The sequence below is a fragment of the Halobacteriovorax sp. CON-3 genome, from assembly GCF_043196995.1.
Lineage (GTDB): Bacteria > Bdellovibrionota > Bacteriovoracia > Bacteriovoracales > Bacteriovoracaceae > Halobacteriovorax_A.
Genome location: NZ_JBEBNA010000001.1, coordinates 1,807,142 through 1,833,929, shown reverse-complemented (window position 1 = coordinate 1,833,929; position 26,788 = coordinate 1,807,142). Strand labels below are relative to the sequence as shown.

The 26,788-nt window shown below is 36.6% G+C and carries 35 protein-coding genes; 31 read left to right on the top strand and 4 right to left on the bottom strand.

Annotated elements, in window-relative coordinates; all coding sequences use genetic code 11:
- Positions 1-2 precede the first annotated feature (2 nt).
- The 30 genes from rpmC to ABMA72_RS08520 all read left to right on the top strand — a co-directional run bounded on the left by rpmC (position 3) and on the right by ABMA72_RS08520 (position 19,868).
- Positions 3-200: a 50S ribosomal protein L29 gene (rpmC, locus tag ABMA72_RS08665; RefSeq protein WP_021266478.1), complete on the top strand. Its 198-nt coding sequence runs from the start codon at positions 3-5 to the stop codon at positions 198-200.
- A gap of 2 nt (positions 201-202) precedes the next feature.
- The gene (gene rpsQ / locus ABMA72_RS08660) at positions 203-451 is read left to right on the top strand and encodes a 30S ribosomal protein S17 (protein WP_021266428.1); all 249 of its coding nucleotides are present in this window, start codon (positions 203-205) and stop codon (positions 449-451) included.
- Between the two features lie 30 nt (positions 452-481).
- On the top strand, positions 482-850 hold the full coding sequence (gene rplN / locus ABMA72_RS08655; RefSeq protein ID WP_021265914.1) for a 50S ribosomal protein L14: 369 nt from the start codon (positions 482-484) through the stop codon (positions 848-850).
- A 22-nt stretch (positions 851-872) separates the two neighbouring features.
- A complete protein-coding gene (gene rplX / locus ABMA72_RS08650; RefSeq protein WP_021265798.1) occupies positions 873-1,184 on the top strand; it encodes a 50S ribosomal protein L24 in 312 nt (103 codons plus the stop codon).
- A gap of 14 nt (positions 1,185-1,198) precedes the next feature.
- Positions 1,199-1,738 (top strand): 50S ribosomal protein L5, encoded by a 540-nt coding sequence (gene rplE, locus ABMA72_RS08645; protein WP_392857986.1) that lies wholly within the window; start codon positions 1,199-1,201, stop codon positions 1,736-1,738.
- Positions 1,739-1,752: 14 nt separating this feature from the next.
- Positions 1,753-2,058: a 30S ribosomal protein S14 gene (rpsN, locus tag ABMA72_RS08640; RefSeq protein ID WP_021266310.1), complete on the top strand. Its 306-nt coding sequence runs from the start codon at positions 1,753-1,755 to the stop codon at positions 2,056-2,058.
- Positions 2,059-2,080: 22 nt separating this feature from the next.
- A complete protein-coding gene (gene rpsH / locus ABMA72_RS08635) occupies positions 2,081-2,461 on the top strand; it encodes a 30S ribosomal protein S8 (RefSeq protein ID WP_040313878.1) in 381 nt (126 codons plus the stop codon).
- Positions 2,462-2,474: 13 nt separating this feature from the next.
- Entirely contained in the window at positions 2,475-3,011 is a 537-nt protein-coding gene (rplF, locus tag ABMA72_RS08630) for a 50S ribosomal protein L6 (RefSeq protein WP_392857984.1), read from the top strand.
- Between the two features lie 54 nt (positions 3,012-3,065).
- Positions 3,066-3,443: a 50S ribosomal protein L18 gene (gene rplR, locus ABMA72_RS08625; protein ID WP_392857982.1), complete on the top strand. Its 378-nt coding sequence runs from the start codon at positions 3,066-3,068 to the stop codon at positions 3,441-3,443.
- Positions 3,444-3,554: 111 nt separating this feature from the next.
- Entirely contained in the window at positions 3,555-4,043 is a 489-nt protein-coding gene (gene rpsE, locus ABMA72_RS08620) for a 30S ribosomal protein S5 (RefSeq protein ID WP_040313879.1), read from the top strand.
- Positions 4,044-4,054: 11 nt separating this feature from the next.
- On the top strand, positions 4,055-4,237 hold the full coding sequence (gene rpmD / locus ABMA72_RS08615; protein WP_393056828.1) for a 50S ribosomal protein L30: 183 nt from the start codon (positions 4,055-4,057) through the stop codon (positions 4,235-4,237).
- 27 nt (positions 4,238-4,264) lie between these two features.
- Complete coding sequence (rplO, locus tag ABMA72_RS08610) at positions 4,265-4,720, top strand: 50S ribosomal protein L15 (RefSeq protein WP_392857980.1); 456 nt, start codon at positions 4,265-4,267, stop codon at positions 4,718-4,720.
- Positions 4,721-4,736: 16 nt separating this feature from the next.
- Positions 4,737-6,050: a preprotein translocase subunit SecY gene (gene secY, locus ABMA72_RS08605; RefSeq protein ID WP_392857978.1), complete on the top strand. Its 1,314-nt coding sequence runs from the start codon at positions 4,737-4,739 to the stop codon at positions 6,048-6,050.
- 3 nt (positions 6,051-6,053) lie between these two features.
- Entirely contained in the window at positions 6,054-6,689 is a 636-nt protein-coding gene (locus ABMA72_RS08600) for an adenylate kinase (protein WP_392857976.1), read from the top strand.
- 73 nt (positions 6,690-6,762) lie between these two features.
- Entirely contained in the window at positions 6,763-6,987 is a 225-nt protein-coding gene (gene infA, locus ABMA72_RS08595; protein WP_021266177.1) for a translation initiation factor IF-1, read from the top strand.
- 21 nt (positions 6,988-7,008) lie between these two features.
- Positions 7,009-7,122 carry a 50S ribosomal protein L36 gene (gene rpmJ, locus ABMA72_RS08590; RefSeq protein ID WP_021266475.1) on the top strand — a complete coding sequence of 38 codons (114 nt, stop codon included), beginning with the start codon at positions 7,009-7,011 and terminating at the stop codon, positions 7,120-7,122.
- 21 nt (positions 7,123-7,143) lie between these two features.
- Positions 7,144-7,527: a 30S ribosomal protein S13 gene (gene rpsM / locus ABMA72_RS08585; protein ID WP_021265934.1), complete on the top strand. Its 384-nt coding sequence runs from the start codon at positions 7,144-7,146 to the stop codon at positions 7,525-7,527.
- A 16-nt stretch (positions 7,528-7,543) separates the two neighbouring features.
- Positions 7,544-7,930: a 30S ribosomal protein S11 gene (gene rpsK / locus ABMA72_RS08580; RefSeq protein WP_021266246.1), complete on the top strand. Its 387-nt coding sequence runs from the start codon at positions 7,544-7,546 to the stop codon at positions 7,928-7,930.
- A gap of 29 nt (positions 7,931-7,959) precedes the next feature.
- On the top strand, positions 7,960-8,970 hold the full coding sequence (locus ABMA72_RS08575; RefSeq protein WP_392857971.1) for a DNA-directed RNA polymerase subunit alpha: 1,011 nt from the start codon (positions 7,960-7,962) through the stop codon (positions 8,968-8,970).
- A gap of 26 nt (positions 8,971-8,996) precedes the next feature.
- Entirely contained in the window at positions 8,997-9,353 is a 357-nt protein-coding gene (rplQ, locus tag ABMA72_RS08570) for a 50S ribosomal protein L17 (protein ID WP_021266273.1), read from the top strand.
- An 82-nt stretch (positions 9,354-9,435) separates the two neighbouring features.
- Positions 9,436-9,993, top strand: a complete 558-nt coding sequence (locus ABMA72_RS08565; protein WP_392857969.1) for a TlpA family protein disulfide reductase — start codon at positions 9,436-9,438, stop codon at positions 9,991-9,993.
- Positions 9,994-10,131: 138 nt separating this feature from the next.
- The gene (locus ABMA72_RS08560; RefSeq protein WP_392857968.1) at positions 10,132-11,703 is read left to right on the top strand and encodes a sigma-54 interaction domain-containing protein; all 1,572 of its coding nucleotides are present in this window, start codon (positions 10,132-10,134) and stop codon (positions 11,701-11,703) included.
- A 197-nt stretch (positions 11,704-11,900) separates the two neighbouring features.
- The gene (locus ABMA72_RS08555; protein WP_392857967.1) at positions 11,901-13,475 is read left to right on the top strand and encodes an acyl-CoA carboxylase subunit beta; all 1,575 of its coding nucleotides are present in this window, start codon (positions 11,901-11,903) and stop codon (positions 13,473-13,475) included.
- The gene (locus ABMA72_RS08550) at positions 13,472-14,923 is read left to right on the top strand and encodes an acetyl/propionyl/methylcrotonyl-CoA carboxylase subunit alpha (protein ID WP_392857966.1); all 1,452 of its coding nucleotides are present in this window, start codon (positions 13,472-13,474) and stop codon (positions 14,921-14,923) included. Before ABMA72_RS08555 ends, ABMA72_RS08550 begins: the two co-directional genes overlap by 4 nt.
- A gap of 1 nt (position 14,924) precedes the next feature.
- On the top strand, positions 14,925-15,431 hold the full coding sequence (locus ABMA72_RS08545) for an acetyl-CoA carboxylase biotin carboxyl carrier protein subunit (protein WP_392857963.1): 507 nt from the start codon (positions 14,925-14,927) through the stop codon (positions 15,429-15,431).
- A gap of 21 nt (positions 15,432-15,452) precedes the next feature.
- Positions 15,453-16,445 carry an FtsH protease activity modulator HflK gene (gene hflK, locus ABMA72_RS08540; RefSeq protein ID WP_393056826.1) on the top strand — a complete coding sequence of 331 codons (993 nt, stop codon included), beginning with the start codon at positions 15,453-15,455 and terminating at the stop codon, positions 16,443-16,445.
- Positions 16,442-17,383: a protease modulator HflC gene (gene hflC, locus ABMA72_RS08535; RefSeq protein ID WP_392857962.1), complete on the top strand. Its 942-nt coding sequence runs from the start codon at positions 16,442-16,444 to the stop codon at positions 17,381-17,383. Before hflK ends, hflC begins: the two co-directional genes overlap by 4 nt.
- 3 nt (positions 17,384-17,386) lie before the next feature.
- Positions 17,387-18,013 (top strand): L-threonylcarbamoyladenylate synthase, encoded by a 627-nt coding sequence (locus tag ABMA72_RS08530; protein WP_392857959.1) that lies wholly within the window; start codon positions 17,387-17,389, stop codon positions 18,011-18,013.
- Positions 18,014-18,117: 104 nt separating this feature from the next.
- On the top strand, positions 18,118-19,557 hold the full coding sequence (locus ABMA72_RS08525; RefSeq protein ID WP_393056824.1) for a hypothetical protein: 1,440 nt from the start codon (positions 18,118-18,120) through the stop codon (positions 19,555-19,557).
- A gap of 8 nt (positions 19,558-19,565) precedes the next feature.
- Complete coding sequence (locus ABMA72_RS08520) at positions 19,566-19,868, top strand: hypothetical protein (protein WP_393056822.1); 303 nt, start codon at positions 19,566-19,568, stop codon at positions 19,866-19,868.
- Here the strand turns inward: ABMA72_RS08520 and meaB are convergent.
- Genes meaB through ABMA72_RS08505 form a run of 3 tightly spaced genes read right to left on the bottom strand, consistent with a single transcriptional unit; the run spans position 19,854 to position 23,584 of the window.
- Positions 19,854-20,813: a methylmalonyl Co-A mutase-associated GTPase MeaB gene (meaB, locus tag ABMA72_RS08515; protein ID WP_393056820.1), complete on the bottom strand. Its 960-nt coding sequence runs from the start codon at positions 20,811-20,813 to the stop codon at positions 19,854-19,856. The two genes, ABMA72_RS08520 and meaB, sit on opposite strands and share 15 nt — an antisense overlap.
- On the bottom strand, positions 20,813-22,936 hold the full coding sequence (gene scpA / locus ABMA72_RS08510; RefSeq protein WP_392857952.1) for a methylmalonyl-CoA mutase: 2,124 nt from the start codon (positions 22,934-22,936) through the stop codon (positions 20,813-20,815). The genes meaB and scpA overlap by 1 nt, the downstream gene beginning before the upstream one ends.
- Positions 22,937-23,584 (bottom strand): HAD family hydrolase, encoded by a 648-nt coding sequence (locus tag ABMA72_RS08505; protein WP_392857949.1) that lies wholly within the window; start codon positions 23,582-23,584, stop codon positions 22,937-22,939.
- Positions 23,585-23,675: 91 nt separating this feature from the next.
- Here ABMA72_RS08505 and ABMA72_RS08500 point away from each other — a divergent pair, with 91 nt between their 5' ends.
- On the top strand, positions 23,676-24,206 hold the full coding sequence (locus ABMA72_RS08500) for a hypothetical protein (protein WP_393056818.1): 531 nt from the start codon (positions 23,676-23,678) through the stop codon (positions 24,204-24,206).
- Here ABMA72_RS08500 and ABMA72_RS08495 read toward each other — a convergent pair.
- Positions 24,190-26,775 carry a M16 family metallopeptidase gene (locus tag ABMA72_RS08495; RefSeq protein ID WP_392857946.1) on the bottom strand — a complete coding sequence of 862 codons (2,586 nt, stop codon included), beginning with the start codon at positions 26,773-26,775 and terminating at the stop codon, positions 24,190-24,192. The genes ABMA72_RS08500 and ABMA72_RS08495 overlap by 17 nt on opposite strands.
- Positions 26,776-26,788: the final 13 nt, after the last annotated feature.

The window sequence follows — 26,788 nt, the reverse complement described above, 5'->3', positions numbered from 1 at the left end:
TTATGCAAAAGTTAGAGTACAAAGATATAAGCGGTTTAAGCGGTAAAGAAATTGATGCAAAAGTAGTTGAGATGAGAAGAGCTATCTTTGATATCAACATGTCTAAAACGACAAGTGGAATCGAGAAGCCTCATGAGCTAAAACTTGCAAAAAAGAATATTGCTAAATTATTAACAGCAAAAAATGCTAAAGGTGAGTAACCATGAGTACAAATACGTTTAAGAGAAAGCTAGATGGTGTAGTTGTTTCTGTAAAGAATGAAAACACAGTTGTTGTGAATGTTGCTAGACGTTTCAAGCACCCTGTTTACAGCAAATTCGTTACAAAAACTAAAAAGTACCACGCTCATAACGTAAGTTTAGAAGCGAATCTAGGTGACAATGTAACAATTATTGAAAGTAAACCTTATTCAAAACTCAAAAAGTGGGAACTGTTAAAGGTAAATAAGTAGGGCTTAATAAGCCTATTTTAGGAGTTAGTAATGATCCAAATGCAAACTAAGTTAGAAGTTGCTGATAACTCTGGAGCTAAAGAAGTAAAGTGTATCAAGGTTCTTGGTGGTTCAAAAAGAATGAACGCAAATCTTGGTGACATTATTGTTGTAGCAGTTCAGCAAGCACTACCAGGTGGAAAAATTAAAAAGGGTGACGTTAAGAAAGCGGTTATCGTTAGAACGAAGTACCCTATTAGAAGAGACGATGGTTCATACATCAGATTTGATAAGAACAGCGTTGTAATACTAAATAATAACAATGAACCAGTAGGGACACGTATTTTTGGTCCTGTTGCGAGAGAGTTAAGAAACAAGAGCTTTACGAAGATCTGTTCTTTAGCGCCAGAAGTTCTTTAATCAAAGGTTCAGTGAGGAAGTTATGCAAAAGCTAAAAGTTAATGATAATGTTGTAGTTTTAACAGGTAAAGACAGAGGCAAAACTGGTGAAGTTAAGAAAATCAACTTCAAGACCAAAGTTGTTTATGTTGGTGGTGTTAATCTAGTAAAAAAAGCAATTAAACCAACTCAAGAGAACCCAGCTGGTGGTATCGTAGACATCGAAGCACCTCTTAACATCTCAAATGTTGCTGTTGTTAGCCCAAAAACTAAAAAGGCTACAAGAGTAAGAATTGAAGAAAAAGATGGTAAGAAGGTTAGAGTCGCTGTGTCTTGTGGATCAGTACTGAGTTAAGGATAGAGGCAAAAATGAGCAGATTCAGAAAACTATATAATGACGAAATTAAAAATAAAATGACTGAGAAGTTTGGTTATAAGAATGTTAACCAAATTCCTAAGCTAGAAAAGATAGTAGTTAACTGTTGTACAAGAGACGCAGTAACTAACTCTAAAGTTGTTCAGTCGATTGTTAACGATCTTGGTACTATTACTGGTCAAAAGCCAGTTGTAGCTAAAGCTAGAAAATCTGTTGCTGGATTCAAAGTAAGAGAAGGTATGCCTTTAGGTGCAAACGTTACTCTTCGTGGTGATAGAATGTACGAATTCCTAGATAGACTTGTTAACATCACTCTTCCAAGAGTTCGTGACTTTAGAGGTGTTTCTTCTAAAGGTTTTGATGGAAAAGGTAACTACACTTTAGGTTTAAAAGAGCAGATTATTTTCCCAGAAATTTCTTACGATCAAATTGATAAAGTAAGAGGTCTAGGGATCTCAATCGTAACTACTGCTGGAAACAACGAAGAAGGTAGAGAGCTTCTAAACCTTTTTGGTATGCCTTTTAACAAGTAATTGAGGATAATGTAATGGCTAGAAAAGCGAAAATTGAAAGTAACAAGAAAAGAGCTAAGCTTGCTGAAAAATACGGTACTTTAAGAAAAGAACTTAAAGCTGCTATTATCAATGAAAATCTTTCTGACGAAGAAAGATTCGAAGCGATGATCAAGCTACAGAAACTACCAAGAAATTCAGCTGCAATTAGAGTTAGAAATAGATGTGAATTAACTGGGCGTCCACGTGCTTTCTATAGAAAGTTCAGACTATCAAGAATTCAATTTAGAGAGTTAGCACTTAGAGGAATGATCCCTGGTGTAACTAAGTCAAGCTGGTAATGGTTGAGGAGACGAAATTATGATGACTGATCCTATTGCAGATATGTTAACAAGAATTAGAAATGCAATTAATGCTGGACACGATAGAGTGGAATTTCCAGCTTCGAAAATGAAAGCAGGTGTTTGTAAAGTTATGAAAGACGAGGGTTATATTCGTTCATTCAAAATTATTGCAAAGAGCCAATCAGATATTAGAATCAAAGTATTACTTAAAGACGACGCTATCGTAGGTCTTGAGAGAGTTTCTAAACCAGGTCTTAGACAGTACCGTGGTTACAAAGATATCTCTAGAGTTATTAGTGGTCTAGGTACTTCAATCCTATCAACTTCTAAAGGAATTATTTCTGATAGAGAAGCGAGAGCGACTAAAGTTGGTGGTGAAGTAATCTGTAATATTTGGTAGTAGGGAGCGAGTAATGTCACGTGTAGGAAAAAACCCGGTAGTAGTTCCTGAGAAAGTTCAGGTTACAATAAATGGTACTTCTGTATCAGTTAAAGGACCTAAAGGTGAGCTAGAGTACACTTTCAATGATAGAGTGACTTTTGCACAAGAAGGTAATGAAATTAAAGTTAATCCAGTTGATGAGTCTAAAAAGTCTCGTGCAATGTGGGGTACAGCAAGACAAATCGTTTTCAACATGGTAACTGGTGTTACTGATGGATTTGTTAGAAAGCTAGAGTTCAACGGTGTTGGTTATAAGGCTGCTGTTAGTGGAAATACACTAACTCTTAACCTTGGTTACTCTCACCCGATTGACTATGTTCTTCCAGAAGGTGTAGCAGCAAAAGTTGCTGGTAAAGAAATCGAACTTACTGGATCGAACAAAGAACTAGTTGGATTTGCTGCTGCAAAGATCCGTTCATTCAGACCACCAGAGCCATACAAAGGTAAAGGTGTTAAATACGCTGAAGAGACAATCGTAAGAAAAGCTGGTAAATCTGGCGGTAAGTAATAAATAGTAGCCTGAGAATGGCCCGCAGTGAGGGCCTAGGGTGAGGAGTTAAAAATGATTAGAAAGCCTTATGGTAAAGCTGGTAAAGCAAGTGCAGCTAGAAAAATTAGAAGAAAACTTGCTATCCGTAAGAAAGTTAACGGAACTGCTGAAAGACCACGTCTATCAGTTAACCGTACAAACAAGCACATTACAGTTCAAGTAATTGATGATGTTGCTAACAAGACACTTTTCAGTGTTCAAACTTATGGTAAAAATGCTGTTGAAGGAAAAAGCAATGTTGCTGGTGCAACGCTAGTTGGTACAAAACTTGCTGAAAACCTAAAGTCTAACAATATTTCAACTGCTGTATTCGACAGAAACGGACTTAGATACCACGGTGTGATCAAGGCTGTTGTTGAAGCTGCTAGAGAAAATGGAATTCAAATTTAGGAGTAAGTGATGACTGAAGAAAATAAAAGCGTTGAAAAAACAGTAAAAGCAGAACCGAAGAAAAGACAAACTTCTAAGAGAGCTCCAGCGAAAAAGCGTCAAGCTAACTCTATGGATGTTGAATTAGAAGAAAGAGTTGTTGCTGTAAATAGAGTTGCTAAGGTTATGAAGGGTGGTAGAAGATTTTCTTTCAGTGCTCTAATGATCGTTGGTGATAAGAATGGTCGTGTAGGTTACGGTCTTGGTAAAGCTAAGGAAGTACCTGAAGCAATCAGAAAAGCTACACAAGCTGCTCAAAAAAGCATGATTTCAGTACCAGTTGATGCAGGAACTATTCCTCATACAGTACTTGGTGAATTTGATGCTGGTAAGATTCTATTTAAGCCTGCTGCGGAAGGTACAGGGGTTAAGGCTGCTGGTGCATGTCGTTCAATCCTAGAACTTGCAGGTGTTAAAGACGTACTTACTAAGTCTCTTAGAGGTAACAACCCACATAACATCGTTAAGGCAACTTTTGACGCTCTTAAACAACTAAGATCTGTAGAAGAAGTAGCTAAAGTACGTGGAAAAGAAGCTAAAGGCTTAAGAATTAAAGGTTAATTGAGGTTGATATGACAGCGAAAACAATTACAGTAACATTAAAGAAAAGTACTATTAAATGTACTGACAAGCAGAAAGCTACAGTAAGAGGACTTGGTCTAAGAAAAACTGGAACTTCAAAAACTTTAGAAAACACTTCTGCTGTTAGAGGAATGATCAAAAAGGTAATTCACCTTTTAGACATTCAAGAATAAGCAGTATTAGTTGATTAAGAGGTAAATATGTTAACTTTAAATAACTTAAAAAGTCCAAAAGGTGCACATAAAAACATTAAGAGAATTGGTCGTGGACAAGGTTCAGGTCAAGGTACTCAAGCTGGTAAAGGGCACAAGGGTCAAAAGGCTCGTGCTGGTGGCGGTGTAAGAACTGGTTTCGAAGGTGGAGCAATGCCACTTTACATGCGTCTTCCAAAAAGAGGGTTCTCTAACGCACCATTTAAAACTGTGTATGCTGAGGTTTCTCTATCTACATTAGAAGCTAAATTTGATGGCGGAGACGTTACAAAAGAAGCACTAATTGAGAAAGGTATCCTTAAGGGTGCAGACAAAAGACGTCCAGTGAAAATTCTTGCTAACGGAGAGCTTTCAAAATCGTTAAATTTTGTTAATATTGAAAAGTTTTCTAAGGGTGCTCAAGAAGCAATCGAGAAAGCTGGTGGAAAAATAGCAACAAAATAGATAAAAGGATCGTCTGATGTCAAACGCTCAAGGAAAACTTGAAGAGCTTAAGAAAAAAGTCTTTTTTACTTTTTTATTATTAGTAGTATATAGATTGGTTGCGCAAATTCCTGTACCAGGAGTTGATGCGCAGGCAATCTCTTCTTATTTTGCGGAAGCTGGTGGAGGAAGTCTTTTTGACCTAATCAACACTTTTAGTGGTGGTGCCTTCAAGCGTTTCTCAGTTTTAGCACTGGGGATTATGCCGTACATTACTACTTCAATCATCTTTTCTCTTTTAGGAGAGGTTATCCCTCAAATCCAAGAGCTACAAGAAGACTCAGAAGGTAACAAAAAAATTCAAAAGTGGACTAGGTATGCAACAGTAATTCTCTGTTGCATACAAGGTTACTCAATGGCCGCTGTATTCGAAACATTTGTTTCACCAGGTGGTGCTAGAGTTATCCCTGAACCAGGTATGCTTTTTAGAATTGTAACTATGATCACTCTAGCTGCGGGAACAATGTTCTTACTTTGGCTTGGTGAGCGTATTACGGAATTTGGTTTAGAGAATGGTGTTTCTCTGATTATCTTTGCTGGTATTGCTGTAGAGCTACCATCAGAAGTTATTCAAAAAATTACACTTTTTAGAAACGGTGAAATGGGAGGACTTGAGCTTCTTACTTTTGTGGCCGTTATTATTGTTGCATTCTTTGTAGTTGCATTTATCGAAAGAGCCTTTAGAGCTGTTCCGGTACAATATGCAAAACGTGTTGTTAATAATAGAGTTTATGGTGGCAACCAAACTCTTCCAATGAGAGTTGATACAGGTGGAGTTATGCCTCCAATCTTAGCTTCTTCTCTATTAGCAGCTCCTGCAACTTTTGCTACATTTGTACCTGCAGACAGTGCTTTTAAGCCTTACTTTGATACGATTCAACAAAGTTTAGCTCCAGGACAACTTTTATTTAATATTCTTTTTGCAACTCTTATTGTGTATATGACTTACTTCTATGCACCGATCCAATTCAAAACGAAGAAGATCTCAGAGATGCTACAAAAGAATAATGCTTTTATCCCAGGCATTAGACCAGGTGATAAAACTAAAGAATATTTGGATACATTATTAAATCGTTTATCATTCTTTGGTGCTCTTTTCTTAATCGTGGTTTGTATTGTTCCTTCATTAATTACAGGTGCACAAACTAGATTTGGTGGTACATCAATGCTTATCTTAGTTTCTGTATCAGTTAGAGTTATGATGAATGTTCAATCGTTTATGTTTGCTGACAAGTATGAAATGTCTTACAAGTCGAAAGGTAAATATAACGGAAACAATAGAAGGTTCTAGTCCATGGCACCACAACTTATTTTAATTGGAGCTCCTGGATCAGGAAAAGGTACTCAAGCTAAGAATATTGTTTCTGAGCTTGGGTACAAGCATGTTTCTACTGGGGACTTACTTAGAGCAGAAGTAGCTAAAGGTTCTGAGCTTGGTCGCAAGATTAAAGCTGTTATGGACTCTGGTGAACTAGTAAGTGACGAGTTAGTATTGGACCTTCTCAAGGCGAATTGCGCTGTTGAGAAGTCGACATATATTTTTGATGGTTATCCTAGAAACCTAGTTCAAGCAAAGGATTTAGATAGCGCTCTACTTGGTGGAGTTGACTCTAAAGCAATTTACTTTGATATTGCACTTGATACTTTGGTTGAGCGAATTGTTAATAGACGTGTGGCTCCTGGAAGCGGTGAGATCTACAATTTAAAGACAAAGCCACCTAAGATTGAAGGTAAGTGCGACGTTTCAGGTGAAGACCTTGTGCATCGTAAGGATGATAATGAGGATACTGTAAGAACAAGAATGAAGGTTTTTACAGACAATATCGAGCCAGTTCTTGAGTACTATGAGTCTCAAGGTCGATTAGTTAGAGTTGACGCTACTAACGGGCTTGATGAGATTTTTGAAGAAATAAAAAAAGTAGTTAATTAATTTATTATATAAGTAATTCGTCTTGCAATATGGCCCTGAGTCATATATAAGCAATTACTTTAGGTTTTAATATATGAGTAATCAGGAAACGATTGAAGTTGAAGGGGAAGTTACTGAACTTCTTCCAAACACAAAATTTAAGGTTAAATTACCTAATGGACATTCTGTTATTGCCCACATTAGTGGAAAAATGAGAATGCACTTTATTAAAATTTTACCTGGAGATAAGGTACTTGTTGAGATTAGCAAGTATGACTTAACGAAGGGCCGAATTACATATAGAAGTAAAAAACGCTAGTGTAGAATTTACGAGGTTGTTATGAAAGTTAGAGCATCTGTAAAGCCGATGTGCAAAGATTGTAAAGTTATTAAAAGAAGAGGCGTACTTAGAGTTGTATGTAAGCAACCTAAGCACAAACAAAGACAAGGTTAATCATAGGAAAGGAGTGTAGCTATGGCGAGAATTCTTGGTGTTGATATTCCTAGAAATAAGGTAATGAAAATTGCCCTTCAATCAATTTACGGTGTAGGACCGAAAGTTGCTAAGGAAGTATTAGAAAAAACAAACATCGATTTAAACAAAAATTCAAACGAACTAACTGAAGAAGAAGCAAATGAAATCAGACTTCTTCTAGAAAGTGAGTACACTGTAGAAGGTGACTTACGTAGAGAAGTTGGTCTTAACATTAAACGACTAAAAGACTTAGGTTGTTACAGAGGGATCAGACATAGAAAAGGTCTTCCTGTAAGAGGTCAAAGAACTTCTACAAATGCTCGTACTCGTAAGGGGCCAGCTGTTGCAATCGCAGGTAAGAAGTCTATTAAGTCAATGAAGTAATTGTTAGGAGTTAATGATGGTTAAGAAAACAGCTTCAAAGAAAAAAGTAAAAAAGAATATTTCGAGAGGTATTGCTCATATTCAATGCTCTTTCAATAATACAATCGTTACGTTCACTGATATGAACGGTAACGCTATTTCATGGGCATCTGCTGGTCAATTAGGATTCAGAGGGTCTAAGAAATCGACTCCATTCGCGGCACAGATGGCTTCTATGGAAGCAGCTAAAAAGGCTATGGAGCACGGACTATCTACTGTTGAAGTAAGAGTTAAAGGTCCGGGTGCAGGTAGAGAAAATGCTGTTAGAGCATTCATCGCTGCGGGCCTTAAAATCACTTCTGTTGCTGATAGGTCACCAATTCCACACAATGGATGTCGTGCACCGAAAAGAAGAAGAGTATAATTATATAGATTTATATTAAGGAGTTGTCTGTGGACACATTTACAGCAAAAAATTGGACAGGAATGATAAGACCAGTAGCTTTGGAAATGGATAACGATAAGCTAACTAACACTTATGGTAAGTTCGTTGCTAAGCCACTAGAAAGAGGTTATGGACAAACTCTTGGAAACTCTTTACGTCGTGTACTTCTATCTTCACTTCAGGGTGCAGCTATCGTTGCAATCAGAATTGATGGAGTTGAGCATGAGTTTGGTACAATCAACAACGTAAAAGAAGAAGTTTCTGAGATTATTCTTAACCTTAAAGAAGTTCACTTTAAGATTAAAGATAAAGAGCAGGTAACTCTTACTCTTGAGAAATCTGTAGAGGGTGTTGTTACTGCTGGTGACATTTCTGAGTCTGCAAATGTTGAAGTTTTAAATCCAGAGCACGCTATCTGTAACCTATCAACTGGTGGATCTATTAAAATGGAACTGCTTGTTGCTAGAGGAAAAGGATACGTAACAGCTCTTGATAATAAAGAGTCTTTTGATCTTCCAATCGGTTGGATTTGTCTTGATTCTCTTTTCTCACCTGTTGCACGTGTTAACTATACAGTTACAAACTCACGTGTTGGTAAGAGAACAGATTTTGATAAGCTTACTCTTGAAGTTTGGACTAACGCAGGTGTTGAGCCTTCGGATGCAGTAGCTTACTCAGCGAAGATCCTAAGAGACCAACTTGCTGTATTCCTTAGCTTCGAAGATGAAGAAGAAATCACAAGAATGGAAACTAAGCCTAAGAAACAACAAAATACTGCTAATGCAGCTCTATTAAAGCCAGTTTCTGAGCTTGAGCTGTCTGTAAGATCTGCAAACTGCTTGCAGAACGCAGATATTAAGTATATCTATGAGCTAGTTTCTAAGACTGAAGGTGAGATGCTAAGAACTAAAAACTTTGGACGTAAGTCACTAAATGAGATTAAAGAAGTACTTTCTCAAATGGGACTTGGTCTAGGTATGAAAGTTGATAGCATCATGCAAGATCTAAAAGAAGAATAAAAGTTGTTATAAGTTGAGGTAGAGATATGAGACATCAAAAACATAAGTATAAACTAGGTGTAAGTCCTTCACACAGAGTTGCAATGGTTAAAAACCTTGCTTCTGAAGTTATCGATCACGGTATGATTAAAACTACTCTTACAAGAGCTAAAGCAATCAAACCAGTAGTTGAAAAATTAGTAACTCTTTCTAAAAATGATACAGTTGCTAACAGAAGACTTGCATTCAAAAAACTTAATGATAAGAATGCTGTAAACAAGCTTTTTACTGAGCTTGGGCCAAAATTCAAAGAAAGAAACGGTGGTTACACTAGAATCATGAGACTTTCTGAGAATAGAGTTGGTGATAACTCTAAAATGGCATACATCGCATTTGTTGATTAATTTTTAATTCGAATGAGATAGAATAAACCCATCATATTTGCGTATGATGGGTTTTTTTATTTAAAACTTTTCCAATATATCTATGAGCACATCATCTAAAGTTTCTATTATTTTCATTATTGTTGCTATTACACTTGGTTATTCTATTTATCATAAAGGTAAAATAGATTCTTACGTGGACGAAAGTCGTGATTATATTCTTAAGTCACTTCCAAGTGTTAAGCTTGATAATTTTGCTGATAATGCTGAAGTTGAACTTCAGGATTTGGCTAGAAACTCTAATGGATTAGTTGTGCATTTTTGGGGAACTTGGTGTGCTCCTTGTGAAGCCGAATTTCCTGAATTTGTTGAATTTGCACGCAAATTGGAAGAGAAAAATGTAAAAGTTGTTTTCATGGCCGTTAAAGATGATGACATGAAGATTAAGAAATTTCTAAAAAGATTCAATAACTTACCATCTAATTCTCTTGTGATTCATGATCAAGCTGGTATCTCTATGAGTAAATTAGGTGTTGTAAAGGTTCCGGAGACTTTTGTCTTCAATTCTAAACTAGAGCACAGAATTATGTTTAAAGGTCCTCAGGATTGGAAAATGGATTCATATTTTGTACGTGTTCTTAGCTACTTAGGCGTGAAGTAAATTAATAATATTTCTTTAAATTCGTCTATTTTTTTATCATTCATAGTTAAGTTTTATTAAATTCTGCCGAAAAGTTTTACAGACTTTGCTTTGGCCTATCGTTTTTTGTGCCAAAGAATTAAACATCGGAGAATAAAAATGATCAACTGGAATGAACTAAAAGGACTTCATGTTATTTCTAAGCTCGAAGAAGTAATTCATAAGTGGTTTGGTGTAGAGGTTTTCTATGCAGATAACCATTTTAAGATTAGAAGTTCACACACAGATAAGGACTATAATTTTAAGAACCTTTTCTTTGAGACACAAATGTCACTTCCACATGGTTATGATTTTGTAACGGCCGATGTTGAAAGATTTAGTGATGAGCTTAGCCAGTCTGGTGAAGTTGTTATGATCTTCGATTCTTACTTCCCAGGTGTTAAGATGATGGGTACTAAGATTGAAATTGAAGGTGAGTATCACGGAACTGTATTTGCTTTTCCTTTCTTAAAAAGTACTTTTACTGAAACAGAAGAAAAAGAACTTGTGACGGCACTAATTGAGCATGGTGCATCTCCAGAAGCAGCACAAGAATGTGTTAATGAAACAAGAAGATTATTCCCGAGAGAAATTGAATATTTAAAAGAGTTAGTAGAGCTAGTGGCCGGTGAAATCTCAACATTTCACCATGAAATCTCTAAGCGTGAAGAAAGAATTCATATGCTTAATTCTGAGCTGGGTGAAAAGTTTCGCTATCACAATATGATTGGTAAATCTAAGCAAATGCAAAAGATTTATTCACTACTAGAGCGTATTTCTACGAGTGAATCATCAGTTCTTATTCAAGGTGAAAACGGGACTGGTAAGGAACTTGTTGCTAAGGCCGTACACTTTGCTTCTCCACGTAAAGATGCTCAGTTCCTAGCTGTAAACTGTTCAGCATTCAACGAAAACTTATTAGACTCTGAATTATTTGGTCACGTTAAAGGATCATTTACAGGAGCACATAAAGAGAAATCTGGTTTATTTGAACTTGCAAATGGTGGAACACTATTTCTTGATGAAATTGGTGATACTTCACTTTCAATGCAGGTAAAACTACTTCGTGTTCTTCAAGAAGGTACTTATCTTCCAGTAGGTGCAGATTCACCTAGAAGAACAGATGTTCGTATTATCGCGGCAACAAATAAAGACCTGAAAACAATGATGGCAAAAGGTGAGTTTAGAGAAGACCTTTATTATAGAATTAACGTTCTAAACGTAAACCTTCCTCCACTAAGAGATAGAAAAGAAGATATACCTGTACTAATGGAGCACTTTCTGAAGAAGAAATGTGATGAGTCGGGGATGCCAATGAAGTCATACTCTAAGAAGTGTATGGAGAAAATGTTAGATTACCCATGGCCTGGTAACGTACGTCAGCTAGAAAACGAAGTTGAGAGGCTTGTTGTACTTGCTGGTGATGATAAATCAATTACGCCAGATAACTTAAGTCCACAGATTCTTGATCATGGTGCAGCTCCTGTTGAGTCAACTAGAGGAGTTAATACATCAGGTAAGCTTAAGGATGCACTAATGGAGCTAGAGATCATTATGATTCGTGAAGGTCTTAAGAGATGTAACTTCAACAAGTCAAAGCTTGCCAAAGAGCTAGGGATGTCTAGGGCCAGTCTTATTATGAAAGTAGATAAGTACGGACTAGATAAGCGCGCGAAAGCAGGTAACGAATAGAATAATTGCTTTAAAATAAAAAGATAGACACTTTTAGGCCCTCTGCGAGGGCCTTTTTATTTATATTTCCATAATTTCAGATACTTAACCCCTCGAAAATAACGCAATGTGATTGGGCAAATTACCTTTTAAGGGTGTAATATGCTCGGATAATTAATTACATAGAATCTCGAAAGAGAAATTGGTGGAGGGGATGTATGTCAACAACCAGTGAAAATATATTAGAGCAAAAAAGAGCTCTTTTAGTAGACAGAAGAATGCAGGCCGAGCTTGGTGGTGGTGAAGCAAGAATCGCTAAGCAACATGAGCAAGGTAAGTATACTGCAAGAGAAAGAATTGAAAGACTTGTTGATCCAGGTACTTTCATTGAGTTTGATAAATTTGTTACACATCGTTGTGTAAACTTCGGAATGGAAAATAAGAAGTTTTACGGAGATGGTGTTGTTACAGGTATCGCAGAGATTAACGGACAAAAGATTGCAGTTTATTCTCAAGACTTTACTTGTTGGGGTGGAGCACTTGGTGAAGCTCATGCAAGAAAGATCTGTAAGATTATGGACTTTGCTCTTGATAACAGAATTCCAGTAATTGGTATTCAGGATTCAGGTGGAGCACGTATCCAAGAAGGTGTTGATGCACTTGGTGGATATGCAGAAATTTTCTACAGAAACGTTAAGGCCTCTGGTGTTATTCCTCAGATTTCATTAATCATGGGACCTTCAGCAGGTGGAGCTGTTTATTCTCCAGCTGTAACTGACTTTATCTTCATGGTTGATAAGTCTTCTTACATGTTTGTTACTGGTCCAGATGTTATCAAGACTGTAACTCACGAAGAAGTAACAAAAGAAGATCTTGGTGGTGCAACAGCTCACTCAGAAAAATCAGGTGTATGTCAGTTTAAGTGTAAAGACGAAGACGAAACATTTGAGAGAGTAAGAGAGTTAATGAGCTATATCCCAGCTTCTAACTTCAAGAAACAAGCGCCTAAATATACTTCAGATCCGGTATATAGAGATAACTCTAAATTAAAAGAAGTTGTTCCAGGTAATCCTAAGAAGCCATATGATATGAAAGAAGTAATTCTTGATATCGTTGATGATGGTCACTTCTTAGAAGTTCATAAAGATTACGCAAGAAATATCATCGTTGGTTTCGCATCAATTGGTGGAATTAAAATTGGTATCGTAGCAAACCAACCAGAAGTTCTTGCTGGTGTTCTTGATATCGATTCATCTTGTAAAGCAGCTCGTTTTATTAGATTCTGTGATGCTTTCGATATTCCTATTGTTTCACTTGTAGACGTTCCAGGTTTCTTACCAGGTACAGTTCAAGAGTACGGTGGGATCATTAAGCACGGATCAAAACTTCTATACGCATACGCAGAAGCGACTGTTCCATTAATTACTCTTATTACAAGAAAGTCTTACGGTGGAGCTTATGACGTTATGGCATCTAAGCATATTCGTTCAGACGTAAACCTTGCTTACCCAACTGGTGAAATTGCAGTTATGGGTGCAGAAGGTGCAGTAAATATTGTATTTAGAAAAGAACTTCAAGGCCTTGAAGGTGAAGCTTTTGATAAGAAGAAAGCTGAGCTAGTTGCAAACTATGAGAATAACTTCGCTAATCCATATGTTGCAGCTGAAAGAGGATATATTGATGCTGTTATTCTTCCAGAAGAAACTAGAAAGCGTCTATATGAATACCTAGTAGTTCTAAAAGATAAGAACGTTGACCGTCCAAAACGTAAACACGGGAATATTCAATTATGATGATCAGACAGCCAAAGAACATGGAAAGAAGAGTACTAATTGCTAACCGTGGTGAGATTGCTTCACGTGTTGCAAAAGCTTGTCGTGAGCTTGGGCATACTGCAATTGGTATTTACACAGATAATGAACCACAAGGAACTCACTTACAATTTTGTGATGAGTGGGTATACCTTCCGGGAAATACAAACGCTGAAACATATCTAAATGTTGAAAAGCTTGTTGCTCTTGCTAAGGAAGTTAAGGCCGATGGTGTACACCCAGGTTACGGTTTCCTTTCTGAGAATAGAGATTTCGCAAATGCTCTATCTGATGCAGGGATTACTTTTATTGGTCCACACGTTGAGGCCATTAGAGTTATGGGTGATAAGGCAACATCTAAGAAACTAGCAAACGATGCTGGTGTTCCTACTGTTCCTGGTACAGATCACGCTGTTCCAACTGTTGATGAAGCAGTTGAAATTGCAGGTAGAATTGGTTATCCAGTTCTTCTAAAAGCTGTTGCCGGTGGTGGTGGACGTGGTATGCGTGCATGTAAGGACGAAGCAGAAGTTCGTGCTCAATTTGAAGCTGTTGGACGTGAGTCGATGGCAGCTTTTAATAACGGGGACCTTTTAGTTGAGAAACTAATTGTTAATCCACGTCACATTGAAGTTCAAATTCTTGCAGATAAGAAAGGTAATACTTTTCACTTCTATGAAAGAGAATGTTCTGTACAAAGAAGACATCAGAAAATTATTGAAGAAGCACCATCTCCATTTATTGGAACAGATGAAGAGCTTCGTCAAAACGTTTGTGAGACGGCTGTTAAGCTTGCAAAAGCTGTAGACTATGACTCAGCAGGAACTGTTGAATTCATCATGGGTGAAGATAAGCAATTTTACTTCCTTGAGATGAATACTCGTATTCAGGTTGAGCACCCAATCACTGAAGAAATCACTGGTATGGATCTAATCGTTTGTATGATTCAAGCTGCATTTGGTGATGAGCTAGGAATTCCTTCTCAAGAATTCATCAGAAGATCAGGACATGCGATTGAGTGTCGTATTTGTGCTGAAGATCCAATTACAATGCTTCCAGCACCAGGTCTTGTAACAGGTTTTGAAACAAACTTCCCACAAGGAACTCGTTTTGATCACTGTCTATACAAAGGACTTGAAGTAACTCCTGACTTTGACCCTATGGTTGGTAAGTTAGTTTGTAAGGGAATCGTTCGTGACGTTGCAGTTAGAAAAATGAATGCAGCTCTTGATGGACTATTCATTGAAGGACTAAAAACAAATCTTCCTCTTCTAAAAGAAATTATGACAGAGAAGAACTTTGTTGAAGGTCACTACTCAACAGCTTACATTGGTGAAGTAGCACCTCAGAACAACGTGAAGACAGACCTAGATCATATTAAGCTTTATACGATCATTGCTGGTTCTGAAGCACGTAGGATGGGTATCTAAGATGAGAACATATTTAATTAATGATAATGAAGAAGTAATTGTTGATTTAACAAGAACTAAAGTTCACGATCACAGCTTAGTTGAGTTTGATTTTTCTACATTAAAAGAAGGTGAAAGAAGCCTTCACGAAACAATGTGGTTAAGAAAGCTTTGTGGCCAATATTTTATCTCTAGAGATAATAAAACTTGGAAGAAGATCCCAAGACAAGATCTTCCATCAAGAGTTGTGAACGTTGATAAGGTTTACTCTCTATTTAGAGGGTACAAGCCATCTGGTTTAGGTGGAGCTGACGCTGGTGAGCTTCTTACTAAAATGCCAGGTAAGGTTGTTAAGATCAATGTTGAAGTTGGTCAAGCAGTTAAGGCCGGTGAAACTCTAATTATTCTTGAGGCCATGAAAATGGAGAACGAGATTAAGAGTGGAATCGACGGAACTGTTAAAGCAATTCACGTTAAGGAAGGGGACGCCTTAGAAGAAAACGTCCTCATGTTAGAAGTAGAAGCATAGGACGCAAGTCAAGGAGAGCAAATGTCTTTTAATAATGGACAAGCACCAAGGAATGACTTCGAAAAAATGAAACAAGATTTAGATAAGGGGCTCAAGTTACTTGGCCCCTTTTTTGTATTTATTGTTTTAGTTATTTTCGGGTACACATCTTTTTACACTGTTGAGCCTGATGAAGAGGCCGTGGTAATCCGTCTGGGGAAGTATATTAATACGAATACTCCAGGTCTTCATTTTAAAATTCCATTTGGAATTGATGAAGTTATCAAGGTTAAGGTTAAAACAGTTCTTCAAGAAGAATTTGGATTTAGAACAAAGAGTACAAGATCTCGTCGTTCATCTTATTCAGGTGACAATTTTGATAATGAGTCCCTCATGCTAACAGGTGACTTAAATGTCGCTTCTGTTGAGTGGGCGGTTCAGTATCAAGTAAGAGATCCGTTTAAGTTTATTTTTCAAACAAGTGAACCAGTAAGAAATATTCGAGACATCTCTGAATCGATTATGAGAAGAGTCGTTGGGGATAGATCGGTTACTGATGTACTAACTGTTGGAAAGGTTGAGATTGAAGCTGATGCAAAAATTTTAATGCAAGAAGTGATTGATAAGTACGACATGGGAGTTTCAATTATTTCGGTAAAACTTCAAGATGTTAATCCTCCTCAGGTTGTTAAGGCTTCATTTAATGAAGTTAACGAAGCGAAACAAGAACAAGAAAAGGCCATCAACGAAGCTGAGGGTGCTTATAACAAGGTTATTCCTGAAGCACGTGGTAAGGCAGAGAAAATGGTTTCTGAAGCTGAAGGTTATGCTGCTGCTCTTGTGAACCGTGCAGAAGGGGATGTTGCGAAATTTAAGGAAATTCTTAAAGAATATCGTCGTGCTCCAAAAATTACAAAGAAACGCCTTTATATTGAAGCAATGGAAGGGCTTTATAAGAAGTACGATAATCTTACGATTATTGACCCTAAAGTTAAGGGGCTTCTGCCGATTTACAACCAAGGAGCTAAGAAATGAATAAAGTAGTAACTCTTATTGTTGTTGTATTTATTGGTTTAATTCTAGGAAAGCAGTCACTATTTATCGTTAGTGAAGGAAGACAAGCAATTATCACTGAATTTGGTAAGCCTGTTGGAAAGCCAATTACAAATGCAGGTTTACACTTCAAGAAACCTTTTGTTCAAGATGTTCGTTTTGTTGATAAACGTATTCTTAGCTGGGATGGTTTTCCAAATCAGATCCCTACAAAAGATAAGAAATTCATTAAAGTAGATACTACGGCAAGATTTAAAATTATCGATGCTCTTAAATTTATCCAAACTGTACGTAATACAGAAGGTGCGAAAAAGAGAATTGATACAATTTTAGACTCAGCAACAAGAAATGTAATTTCATCTCATGATCTTGTAGAGGCCGTACGTAACTCTAATGCTATTATTGAAAAGTTAAATGCAACTAAAGTAGATGTTAACGAAATTGAAGAAGAAATAACTGGTGATATCGAAGATGTAAGCGTTGGTAGAGAAAAATTATCTCAACTAATCGTAAGCAAAGCCGATGGAGAGTTAGAACAATTTGGTATTCAATTAATTGATGTACAATTAAGACGTATTTCATATGAGAAGTCAGTAGAGCGTAAAGTTTACGAGAGAATGATTTCAGAACGTCAAAGAATTGCGCAAAAGATTAGATCAATTGGTGAAGGTGAAAAGGCCAAGATTGAAGGTCGTTTGGTAAAAGATTTACAAACAATTCAATCAGAAGGTTACAAGAAGTCACAATTGATTAAAGGTCGTGCTGAAGCTAAGGCATCAGCAGTTTATGCGAAGGCATTTTCTCAAGACCCAAGCTTTTTCGAGTTTGTAAGATCTCTAGAAGCATATAAAACGTCAATTAAAGGTAAAACTAAGTTTATAATCTCTAATGATAACGAATTTTTAAAATACTTGAGGTAAGCATTGATTGAATATGTAATTGCAGAAAATCCAGATGATCGCGTATTACAAAAAGTCTCACAAGCTCTTAATAATGGAGAGCTTGTGTGCTTACCAACTGATACGAGTTGGGTCGTTATCGCTTCCCCTTTTAATAAGAAAGGGATTGAAAGAATCTATAAATATAAGAATGCTCCAAAGCTAAAGGCTTTTTCACTTCTGTGTGACTCGATTTCGATGGCCTCAGATGTTGCCAATATTGATGATGGTGTTTTTCGCTATATTAAGCGAATCATTCCAGGTCATTATACGTTTATTTTCAATGCAAATAAGAAAATCACGAAGGCCGTGGCAGCAAATAAAACTGATCATGAAGTAGGGATTCGTTTTGTTCCATCGACACTAATTACTCGCTTACTGGATATACATGGAGAACCGGTTTTATCGAGTAATGTAGATTTGGATAAGTTTACACCTGCTCTCTCTTCTTATGATGAATTATATTCTTATATGATTGAGGAATCATTAGCGGGAGTTGTGTCTCTTATTGTTGATCCAGGAGAGCATGAGTTTGTAGGCTCATCAACTATTGTTGACTTCACTAATGGTGAAGCTGATGTCATAAGACAAGGTGCTGGAATTCTTAAGTAATTTCAAGCCTTTATCGTATTTTTCTAATGTTAATTAAATAGACAAGGTACTGAAATTTTTCAATTTTCAGTATCTTGGTACCTTTTTCTTCTATATTACAATCTATGTTAAAGAAGAAAATACTCCTCCTATCTTTCCTGCCTTATTTGGCCATGGCCAATAACTTTATCGAAGTTAAGGTTCATGATCTCAATGTTTCGAAGCAAGATGATATCTTTGGAAGATTAGGCTACATGGAATACGAGAGTGCTATTATTTCTCGTGACACTCTTTCGTTTAATATCTCTGATCGAAATAAAAGTAAATCAAGTGCTGAGGTTTATTTTAAAAATAATCAGTTAAAACTTGATAATGGAATGATGACTGCTCAATTTGATATGAGTGGTAATACATTTTTAAATACATTAGATAAATTAAAAATAAGTAATGCTGAAACAGCTATAAATGCTACTTATTTTAATATAAATGGTTCTAGTTTCTATATGGATAGAGAGGGTCTAGAGTTAAACGCAAATAACTTCTTTGTTTTCTGTACAACTAATGACCCAGAATATGATATGGCAACTGGAGATGGGATTGTTAAAGGATGTATGACTGAACTTAATATTACGCCTAAGTCATATAAAAAGCCTGTGAACTTTATCTTTAAGAAGAAGTTGGAAGATGGGGCCACGTTTACGGCAAGTGGTGATATCGGTACGATGCAATTACAAGCGGCCAGGTTTTTACAAGTTGCTTCACCACTACTTGTTATGGATTATAAGCAATATGATGTACAGGCAAAGTCTGTTGATCTTAAATGTGAAAAAGATGAGGATCTCGTCGAAATCGATTCAGATTCTCTTATGAGTGGTTGTGAAAATACTGCGGCCTTAAATGTTCCAAAGATTTTAGTTTCTAACTCAAAAGAAAAGACAAAATTTTATTTTGATATCGATACATTAAATGTGAAAAGTGAAAGATTAAATTTTCATTCAGATATCTTTCAATTTATAGATACTAAGAAGTCTGTCACAGTAAAAGACCTTGATGTTAAGTGCCAAAAATTAATTCAGTCAGACTTATTAGATATACCTTCAATGATTAAAGAATGTTTAATTGATGGCTCTATTGAAATTGATAAGTTGAAAACGAGTGAGGATGTTAAGATAGTAACGGACCCACGTGGACGTGTCGTATCTAGGCAGATAATTTCGAATCGTTATAAGAATTTAGAAATAGATACTTATAGGCCATTAGCAAATCTAAGCTTGGATAAATCTAACCTTTCAGATATTTCAATTAAGATTACTAATGGTGTCGCTAAAGTTAAGGCACATGCATATAAGAACGTTCTTTTGAAGAAGAATTTTGATGTTGATCTGACGGCAAGTGTTTCTTTTAATGAAAAAGATTCTCAAATTATTTTGGATGTTACAGATGTTGTTGTTCCATTTGGTTTTATCAAAGTTAAGTGGATTTGGTTAATTGAGAAAATTATTAAGAATGCTATCGTAGGGAGTAATGTTACCTATGATGATGGCAAATTCTATATTTCGATCTAGGAGATTGAATGAAGTTAATTAAATTATTTGTTATTTCTTTTGTTACATCATTTGCTTTTGCAAATTCGACAAATATTAACTGCCAAGGTGGTGGGTACTCTTTTAATGTTAACGAAAATAAGGCCATCATTAAAAATCTAGAATCCACTTATGATGTTTCCGTAAAGCAATCGGGGTCTAATTATACAGGAGTTCTTAAGGCAGAGGGATTCCTCGGTTTCCGTTTTATTTTGAAAGGAAATGAAGGAGAGTTAAAGCTTGTTGGCCCTAAAAGTATAACGAAGAAAATGAAATGCTTAGTTGTTAAATAATATATGAATTAATTTATTTGCAGCACTTAGAGGCGTTTCAACTTCATTTAAAATATTATCGTTAAGCTTTGTCCATTCTGATTGAAGAGAAGGATTGGCCCTAACCTTATTTTCAAGCAATTCATTAAATAGTTTCTTAAGCCAGTCTTGATTTTGTCTTTTTCGCTTTAGCTGAATTTTTTCTTGGTTTTCTTGGTAGATTTTTTCAATTAATTCCCAATATTCAGTTACGCCTTTATTCTCTAAGGCGGAGGCCATCATTACATTTGCACCGATTTTTTGTTCTGTTTTAATCACGCCAAGAGCTGACTTGTATTGAACCATTGTATCATGTGCTTTTTGTTTATTATCACCATCTGCTTTATTGATAACGATATTGTCACAGAGTTCAATGATTCCCTTTTTTATCCCTTGAAGTTCATCACCTCCACCTGGAAGTAGAAGTACAGTGAATAAGTCCACAATATTTGCAACGTCATATTCAGACTGACCGACACCAACTGTCTCAATAAGAACAACATCATAGCCTGCAGCTTCACAGGCCAGCATAACTTCTCTTGTCTTCAGAGCAACTCCACCTAGGTTTCCAGATGAAGGAGTAGGGCGAATAAAAGCATTTTTTTCTTGGGCCAGCTTCTCCATTCGAGTCTTGTCGCCAAGAAGGCTTCCTCCACTTAAAGGGGAGCTAGGATCAATTGCTAGGACTGCAACCTTTAGGCCCTTATTAATTAAGTGAAGTCCCAGGGATTCGATAAATGTCGATTTACCAACCCCTGGTGTTCCAGAAATACCGATACGAATTGATTTTCCTGTTAAGGGAAGAATTTCGTTTAAGAGTGACTGAGCTTCTTTTTGGTGCTCGGCCTTCTTACTTTCGATTAAAGTGATGAATTTAGAAAGTGATCTAATATTTCCACTTTTTAATTTCTGGATATCTATTTGCATTACTTTTGAGCCTCTTTGATTTTTGTAATTACATCTTTTGCGGCTTCTGCAATTGTTGTTCCTGGCCCGTAGATACCTTTAACACCTGCTTCATATAAGAAGTCATAGTCTTTTCTAGGGATTACTCCTCCAGCAACAACGATGATATCTTCAGCATCAAGTTTTTTAAGTTCTGCAATTAGTTCTGGGATAAGAGTCTTATGTCCGGCCGCAAGTGAAGATGCTCCAACAACGTGTACATCATTTTCCACTGCTTGCTTTGCGACTTCTTCAGGAGTTGAGAATAGTGGAGAAAGGTCGACATCGAAACCTACATCAGCATAGGCCGTTGCTACAACTTTTGCTCCTCGGTCATGTCCATCTTGTCCCATTTTAGCAACTAAGATTCTTGGACGACGTCCAAAATCTTTTTCGAATTGATCAATTTCATTCTTAATGCTCATCCATTCCTCATCACTTTCAAAAGATTTACCGTAAACACCTGAAACAGTTTTAGTATTTGCATTGTAGCGTCCCCACTCTTTCTCGAGTGCGTAAGTGATTTCACCAACACTACAACGAGCTTCCATTGCTTCAACCGCAAGCTCTAGGCCGTTTCCATTTCCAGTCTTGGCATAGTATTCAAGCTTGGCCATGCACTCACTAACTTTTGCTTCATCTCGTGACTCACGAATTTCTTCAAGTCTTTTGATTTGTTCATTAAGTACTTGAACATTATCGATTTCAAGAACTTCAACATGGTCTTCTTTTGTTGGCTTATATTTGTTAACACCTACAATTACATCTTCGCCGCGATCAATACGTGCTTGCTTTAGCGCCGCAGATTCTTCAATCTTAAGTTTAGGAAGTCCTGTTTCGATTGCCTTGGCCATGCCACCAGCTTCTTGAATTTCCTTGATAAGACCACGTGCTTTATCTGCAATCTCTTTTGTTAGAGTTTCCATCATGTATGAGCCACCCCATGGATCAACTGTATTAGTAATACCAGTTTCTTCTTGAAGGATGATTTGAGTATTTCTTGCAATACGAGCTGAGAATTCTGTCGGAAGGGCAATTGCTTCATCAAATGAGTTTGTGTGAAGAGATTGAGTTCCACCGAATACTGCGGCCATTGCTTCAATAGTTGTACGAATAATATTATTATATGGATCTTGTTCCGTTAGAGACCAACCAGAAGTCTGACAGTGAGTACGTAACATCTTTGATTTAATATTCTTTGGTTCATACTCTTCAACGATTTCAGACCATAGAAGTCTTGCGGCACGAAGCTTTGCAATTTCCATGTAGAAGTTCATCCCAATACCAAAGAAGAATGAAAGTCTTGGAGCAAATTGATCAATCTGCATCCCTGCTTTAATTGCTGTATCGATATACTCTTTCCCATCTGCAAGTGTATAGGCAAGCTCTAGGGCAGCGTCAGCACCAGCTTCTTGAATGTGGTAACCAGAAATTGAGATTGAGTTAAATTTTGGCATATTGTTCGAAGTATATTCGAAAATATCTGCGATAACTTTCATCGAAGGAGCCGGAGGGAAGATATAAGTATTTCTTACCATAAACTCTTTTAGAATATCGTTTTGGATAGTTCCTGAAAGTTGATCAAGTGACACACCTTGCTCTTTTGCAGCAACGATATATCCAGCGAGTACAGGAAGAACGGCACCGTTCATTGTCATCGATACCGATACTTTATCTAGTGGGATTCCATCGAAGAGAACTTTCATATCTTCAACAGTATCAATGGCCACACCAGCTTTCCCAACATCGCCTTTTACTCGAGGGTGATCTGAATCGTAACCTCTGTGAGTTGCAAGATCGAAGGCAACAGAAACACCTTGTCCACCAGCGGCCAGTGCTTTCTTGTAAAAGTCATTTGATTCTTTAGCTGTTGAAAATCCAGCGTATTGACGAATCGTCCACGGACGACCTGTATACATCGTTGCTCTTGGACCTCTGATAAATGGGTCCATTCCAGGCATAGTGTCTGTAAGGTCATTATTTTCAATATCTGCTTTCGTATAAAGGGCCTTCATCTCAATTCCTTCTGGAGTTTGAGTTACTTTAATCCCTTTTCCTCTTGATTCTTTTTCTGCTAGTTCTTTCCAAGTATCTAACTTACTCATTTATTCTCCTTCAAACCATTTTACTACGACGTGATCAATGCCAGCTCTTTGGGCAGCTTCGATTCCAGTAGGTGAGTCTTCAAAAATTAGACATTCATGTGTTTGAGCTTTAAAAAAATCCTGGGCCAATAAATATGGAGCAGGATTAGGCTTTGTATAATCTACTTCTCTTTCTGTAATAATTTTTTCAAAGTAACTATCTAATTCACAATGCTTTAAGATTGGATGTGTCACTTCATATTGACTTGCTGTCACAAGTGCAAGTCGAGTACCACTATCTCTTAGGCGATTTAGTAGTTCGTGAATATTTCTATGTCTTATATTACTTGCGTCGGACTGGCCAATGAGTTCGACTAATGCTTCATTTTTCCTTACGAGATATTCTTCTAAGCTATTAAGGCCTAGTGCTTCTTTAATCATTGGAAAAACCTCGCCATCAGACATGCCATAGGTTTCTTCCATTGTTGGAATTTTCTTTCCATTGCATAGATTTTTAACAACTTCATAATGAAGTGGCTCACTATCTAAGATTGTTCCATCCATATCAAAGAAGATATAAGGTCTTGTTTTTGCAATGACCAAAATTTCATCAATAACAGTACTATCTAAAACACTGAAATTATTAAGCTTTTTTCCGATCGAATTCATTCCAACTTTATACCATAAAAACCTAGGAATTTGTTTCGTTGTTGTTTTGCGTCATGAGATTAAGTTATAATTTATAGACACGGAGGAGATTGTGAAAAAGCATACGACCAACATTTCTCTTGAACCTTCACTGCAGGCATATTTCTATGATGAACTGCATCGTATAAATCTTAAAAGGCAAAATCCTTTACCTCAGTTATCTATATTTTACTCTTCCTTAGTCATGGATAAGTTTGGACTTTCTCAACATTATTTCGAAGAGCAAAAAGATGGAAGATTAAAAGAGAAGACACTTGGGTTAAAACTCTTACAAACCGAGCACTTAAGTGAACGAGAAAAGAAAAGAGAATTGCGTGATATTGCAGATACAGCATTATTTCTATGTGGATACTTTTCTAATTCAGTTAATGAGAAGATTATTGATTTAGGATACTACTGTGAGATTGGTAAAACTGCATATCAAAAACTCGACTGTTATCAAAACACATTTTACGATTTTAATGGCTTCTTTAAGGAGCTCGCTTCGCAGTTTTATGACATCACTAATTTGATGAGCTTACTGCAAAGCGATTGCAACTTAAATGAAGAGCAGTACTTGCTCTTTACTAAGGATGTATCGTAGTTGGAATACTATTATCGATAGTTTTTCCAACTGTAATTGTTATCCAATTTTGTTTTAGAACCTTTTTGATGATTTTTTGAAAGTCTTCATATTTAAAGTTTCTAATTTCTTCGTTTGATTTATAGAAGTAATCAACACCAAGGCCGTGAAGGGCCGGAACAGAGTAGACATTTGCATAATCATCATTAACTTGTAGGTTAAGTTGATTTTGTCCATCAATCATCATCTTAATGCGATCAAAGTTTGATTTAGAAAGACCTTCCTTTTGAAGTTTAGATAAGATGGTGTTGATAGCATTGATTGCTTCAACTGTTTTATCATGACCGCTGGCCATGTAGATCCCCCAGTACCCAGCTTCAAGAGCATTCATATGAATTGGCTGGGCAACATAGCAAAGTCCTTTACGATCTCTAACATCAACAAAGAGTTCTGATGACTGGCCAGATAGATGTGTTGTTAACATCTTAAAAACAACATTTTCCTTCGCCGTAAGTTTTTTTGTTTGCGTTGCAATTAGGATTTGAGTTTGTTCACGATCAAAATCAATATGTTTTTCAACCGTTTTAATTGGAACAACTTTCTTCGCTTCTTTCTTCTTTCCTTTTCTTGGTTTTAGCCCTTCAAAGTAGAACTCTACTTTTTCCTTTACTTCATCGAGAGAGAGATCTCCACAGAAAGTGATAAGCATCTCTTTTGTTTTTAAGTTTCTTTCATGAAGCTTTGCAAGGTCTTCTTTCTTTATGGCCTTAACTGATTTTTCGGTTCCAATAGTTGAAAGAGCATAAGGGTGACCTTTAAAAAGTAGGTTCGTTGCTTCGTTAAAGCAGTGTCTTGTCGGGTCTGACTTATTTGCCTCAATAGTTCTAAAAATCAATTTCTTTTCATGAGCAATGAATTTTGCTTGAAATGTTGGATGAATCAGTGATTTGAAAAAATGTTTTGAAAGGTCAGAGAAGTATTCACTTTGACCGTGCATTGTCATTCCGTAAGCGTTCTTTCCTGAAAAGCTATTAAACATTGTCGATTTATTGTCGAGGTCTAGTTTCAGCTTTTCATAGCTAAGGCCTTTGTAACCCTTTGTTAGCTGAGAGCTCATAAGACTATAGATACCATTTGTTTTAGTCGACTCATCAACAAGCCCACCTTTTAAGTACGCGTGCATTACAAATGTAGGTGTAATAGCATTATAGCGATAAAGTAGTTTGATTCCTGGTTTGATTTCAACAATTTGAGTTGCCGGGTCATTCTTAGATTTTGTGGCCTTAATCGCTTGTTCTTTTTTATTCTTCTTAAGCTTTGCAATTTTATTCTTAAACTCCACTAGCTTTGGTTTAAAGTCTTGTGGCCTTAATTCATTTGGGATTTGTAAACTTAAGTGAAGTGAGCGTCCAAAAATATCTGAGTATTTTTTATTAACTTCTTTTAGGCTAGTTTTTTTGATCTTGCTAATAAACTCTTGCTCGATTTCAAGGTCCTTGGCTCCTGCATAACTACTTCCTAAAGAGAAGGCGTAGGACTCTAAGGATTCTTTCTCATAAATCTTAGCTGCTACATATTGATTTTTAATTTTTTTAATATCATTTTCTTTAAGGCCAACAGTTGTTGCTTCTGAGATTGTCTTCTCTAGTTCATGCATAACTTTTTGGTAATTTTCTTTTGGGAAATTGATTCTTAAAAAATGTATCCCACCATCTGCGAAGAACATCGAAGAAGAAGTACAGTTATTGGCAATCGTATTATTTAAGACAAGATTCTTATATAGTGGCGATGTCTCTCCGTATCCAAGGGCATTATATGCGAGATCTTCTCCTGCTGCACCATCTGACTTCATTGGAGGACATTCAATGGCCATTGTCAGTTGGCACATACGAACGTCTTTTTTATGTATTTCAATTGTAGACTTCTTATGGAGTGAAAAAGAAGGTCTCTCTGAACGCTTCCCTTTTGGAAGTTCGTAACCCTCTATTGTTTTAATATATTTCTTTTTATTCTTTAAATCCCCTGCGACTACTAAGAATGCGTTAGCATTATTGTAGTGGTTATTTCTGAAATCAATTAACTGCTTTTGTGTGAAATTTTTGATTGTTTGTTCATTTCCAAGAATTGGGTGTGCATAGCCACCGTTAAAAGACATTTCTTGAATTCTTTGGAAAGAAAATTGGCCAGGGTTATCTTGGCTACGTCGATACTCTTCGAAAACGACTTCTCTTTCTGGAATCAGATCTTCTTGATTGAACATTGGATTAGAAACCATATCCATGATGATATCAATTGATGTATTAAAGTAAGCAATAGGTGAGTTAATATAGTAGCAAGTGTAGTCAAAAGAAGTGAAGGCATTTACTTCACCACCAAATGATTCTACATCATGGGCTATTTTAGCTCCTGGTCTTTTCTGTGTTCCCTTAAAAAACATATGCTCTAGGAAGTGAGCGATACCAAAATTTGATTCATCTTCTAGAGTTGAGCCTGCTCGAAACCAAATTTGTACAGATGCACTTGTATTTCCTGGAACATCAACAAAAATGACTTCCAAACCATTATTTAACTTTTCTATTTCATATTTCATTTACATTGCCTTT

What these genes read in the sequence shown, in the direction of transcription:
- rpmC (WP_021266478.1), top strand. Translation starts at nt 3, where the DNA reads ATGCAAAAGTTAGAGTACAAAGATATAAGCGGTTTAAGCGGTAAAGAA.
- rpsQ (WP_021266428.1), top strand. Translation starts at nt 203, where the DNA reads ATGAGTACAAATACGTTTAAGAGAAAGCTAGATGGTGTAGTTGTTTCT.
- rplN (WP_021265914.1), top strand. Translation starts at nt 482, where the DNA reads ATGATCCAAATGCAAACTAAGTTAGAAGTTGCTGATAACTCTGGAGCT.
- rplX (WP_021265798.1), top strand. Translation starts at nt 873, where the DNA reads ATGCAAAAGCTAAAAGTTAATGATAATGTTGTAGTTTTAACAGGTAAA.
- rplE (WP_392857986.1), top strand. Translation starts at nt 1,199, where the DNA reads ATGAGCAGATTCAGAAAACTATATAATGACGAAATTAAAAATAAAATG.
- rpsN (WP_021266310.1), top strand. Translation starts at nt 1,753, where the DNA reads ATGGCTAGAAAAGCGAAAATTGAAAGTAACAAGAAAAGAGCTAAGCTT.
- rpsH (WP_040313878.1), top strand. Translation starts at nt 2,081, where the DNA reads ATGACTGATCCTATTGCAGATATGTTAACAAGAATTAGAAATGCAATT.
- rplF (WP_392857984.1), top strand. Translation starts at nt 2,475, where the DNA reads ATGTCACGTGTAGGAAAAAACCCGGTAGTAGTTCCTGAGAAAGTTCAG.
- rplR (WP_392857982.1), top strand. Translation starts at nt 3,066, where the DNA reads ATGATTAGAAAGCCTTATGGTAAAGCTGGTAAAGCAAGTGCAGCTAGA.
- rpsE (WP_040313879.1), top strand. Translation starts at nt 3,555, where the DNA reads ATGGATGTTGAATTAGAAGAAAGAGTTGTTGCTGTAAATAGAGTTGCT.
- rpmD (WP_393056828.1), top strand. Translation starts at nt 4,055, where the DNA reads ATGACAGCGAAAACAATTACAGTAACATTAAAGAAAAGTACTATTAAA.
- rplO (WP_392857980.1), top strand. Translation starts at nt 4,265, where the DNA reads ATGTTAACTTTAAATAACTTAAAAAGTCCAAAAGGTGCACATAAAAAC.
- secY (WP_392857978.1), top strand. Translation starts at nt 4,737, where the DNA reads ATGTCAAACGCTCAAGGAAAACTTGAAGAGCTTAAGAAAAAAGTCTTT.
- ABMA72_RS08600 (WP_392857976.1), top strand. Translation starts at nt 6,054, where the DNA reads ATGGCACCACAACTTATTTTAATTGGAGCTCCTGGATCAGGAAAAGGT.
- infA (WP_021266177.1), top strand. Translation starts at nt 6,763, where the DNA reads ATGAGTAATCAGGAAACGATTGAAGTTGAAGGGGAAGTTACTGAACTT.
- rpmJ (WP_021266475.1), top strand. Translation starts at nt 7,009, where the DNA reads ATGAAAGTTAGAGCATCTGTAAAGCCGATGTGCAAAGATTGTAAAGTT.
- rpsM (WP_021265934.1), top strand. Translation starts at nt 7,144, where the DNA reads ATGGCGAGAATTCTTGGTGTTGATATTCCTAGAAATAAGGTAATGAAA.
- rpsK (WP_021266246.1), top strand. Translation starts at nt 7,544, where the DNA reads ATGGTTAAGAAAACAGCTTCAAAGAAAAAAGTAAAAAAGAATATTTCG.
- rplQ (WP_021266273.1), top strand. Translation starts at nt 8,997, where the DNA reads ATGAGACATCAAAAACATAAGTATAAACTAGGTGTAAGTCCTTCACAC.
- ABMA72_RS08565 (WP_392857969.1), top strand. Translation starts at nt 9,436, where the DNA reads ATGAGCACATCATCTAAAGTTTCTATTATTTTCATTATTGTTGCTATT.
- ABMA72_RS08560 (WP_392857968.1), top strand. Translation starts at nt 10,132, where the DNA reads ATGATCAACTGGAATGAACTAAAAGGACTTCATGTTATTTCTAAGCTC.
- ABMA72_RS08555 (WP_392857967.1), top strand. Translation starts at nt 11,901, where the DNA reads ATGTCAACAACCAGTGAAAATATATTAGAGCAAAAAAGAGCTCTTTTA.
- ABMA72_RS08550 (WP_392857966.1), top strand. Translation starts at nt 13,472, where the DNA reads ATGATGATCAGACAGCCAAAGAACATGGAAAGAAGAGTACTAATTGCT.
- ABMA72_RS08545 (WP_392857963.1), top strand. Translation starts at nt 14,925, where the DNA reads ATGAGAACATATTTAATTAATGATAATGAAGAAGTAATTGTTGATTTA.
- hflK (WP_393056826.1), top strand. Translation starts at nt 15,453, where the DNA reads ATGTCTTTTAATAATGGACAAGCACCAAGGAATGACTTCGAAAAAATG.
- hflC (WP_392857962.1), top strand. Translation starts at nt 16,442, where the DNA reads ATGAATAAAGTAGTAACTCTTATTGTTGTTGTATTTATTGGTTTAATT.
- ABMA72_RS08525 (WP_393056824.1), top strand. Translation starts at nt 18,118, where the DNA reads ATGTTAAAGAAGAAAATACTCCTCCTATCTTTCCTGCCTTATTTGGCC.
- ABMA72_RS08520 (WP_393056822.1), top strand. Translation starts at nt 19,566, where the DNA reads ATGAAGTTAATTAAATTATTTGTTATTTCTTTTGTTACATCATTTGCT.
- meaB (WP_393056820.1), bottom strand. Translation starts at nt 20,813, where the DNA reads ATGCAAATAGATATCCAGAAATTAAAAAGTGGAAATATTAGATCACTT.
- scpA (WP_392857952.1), bottom strand. Translation starts at nt 22,936, where the DNA reads ATGAGTAAGTTAGATACTTGGAAAGAACTAGCAGAAAAAGAATCAAGA.
- ABMA72_RS08505 (WP_392857949.1), bottom strand. Translation starts at nt 23,584, where the DNA reads ATGAATTCGATCGGAAAAAAGCTTAATAATTTCAGTGTTTTAGATAGT.
- ABMA72_RS08495 (WP_392857946.1), bottom strand. Translation starts at nt 26,775, where the DNA reads ATGAAATATGAAATAGAAAAGTTAAATAATGGTTTGGAAGTCATTTTT.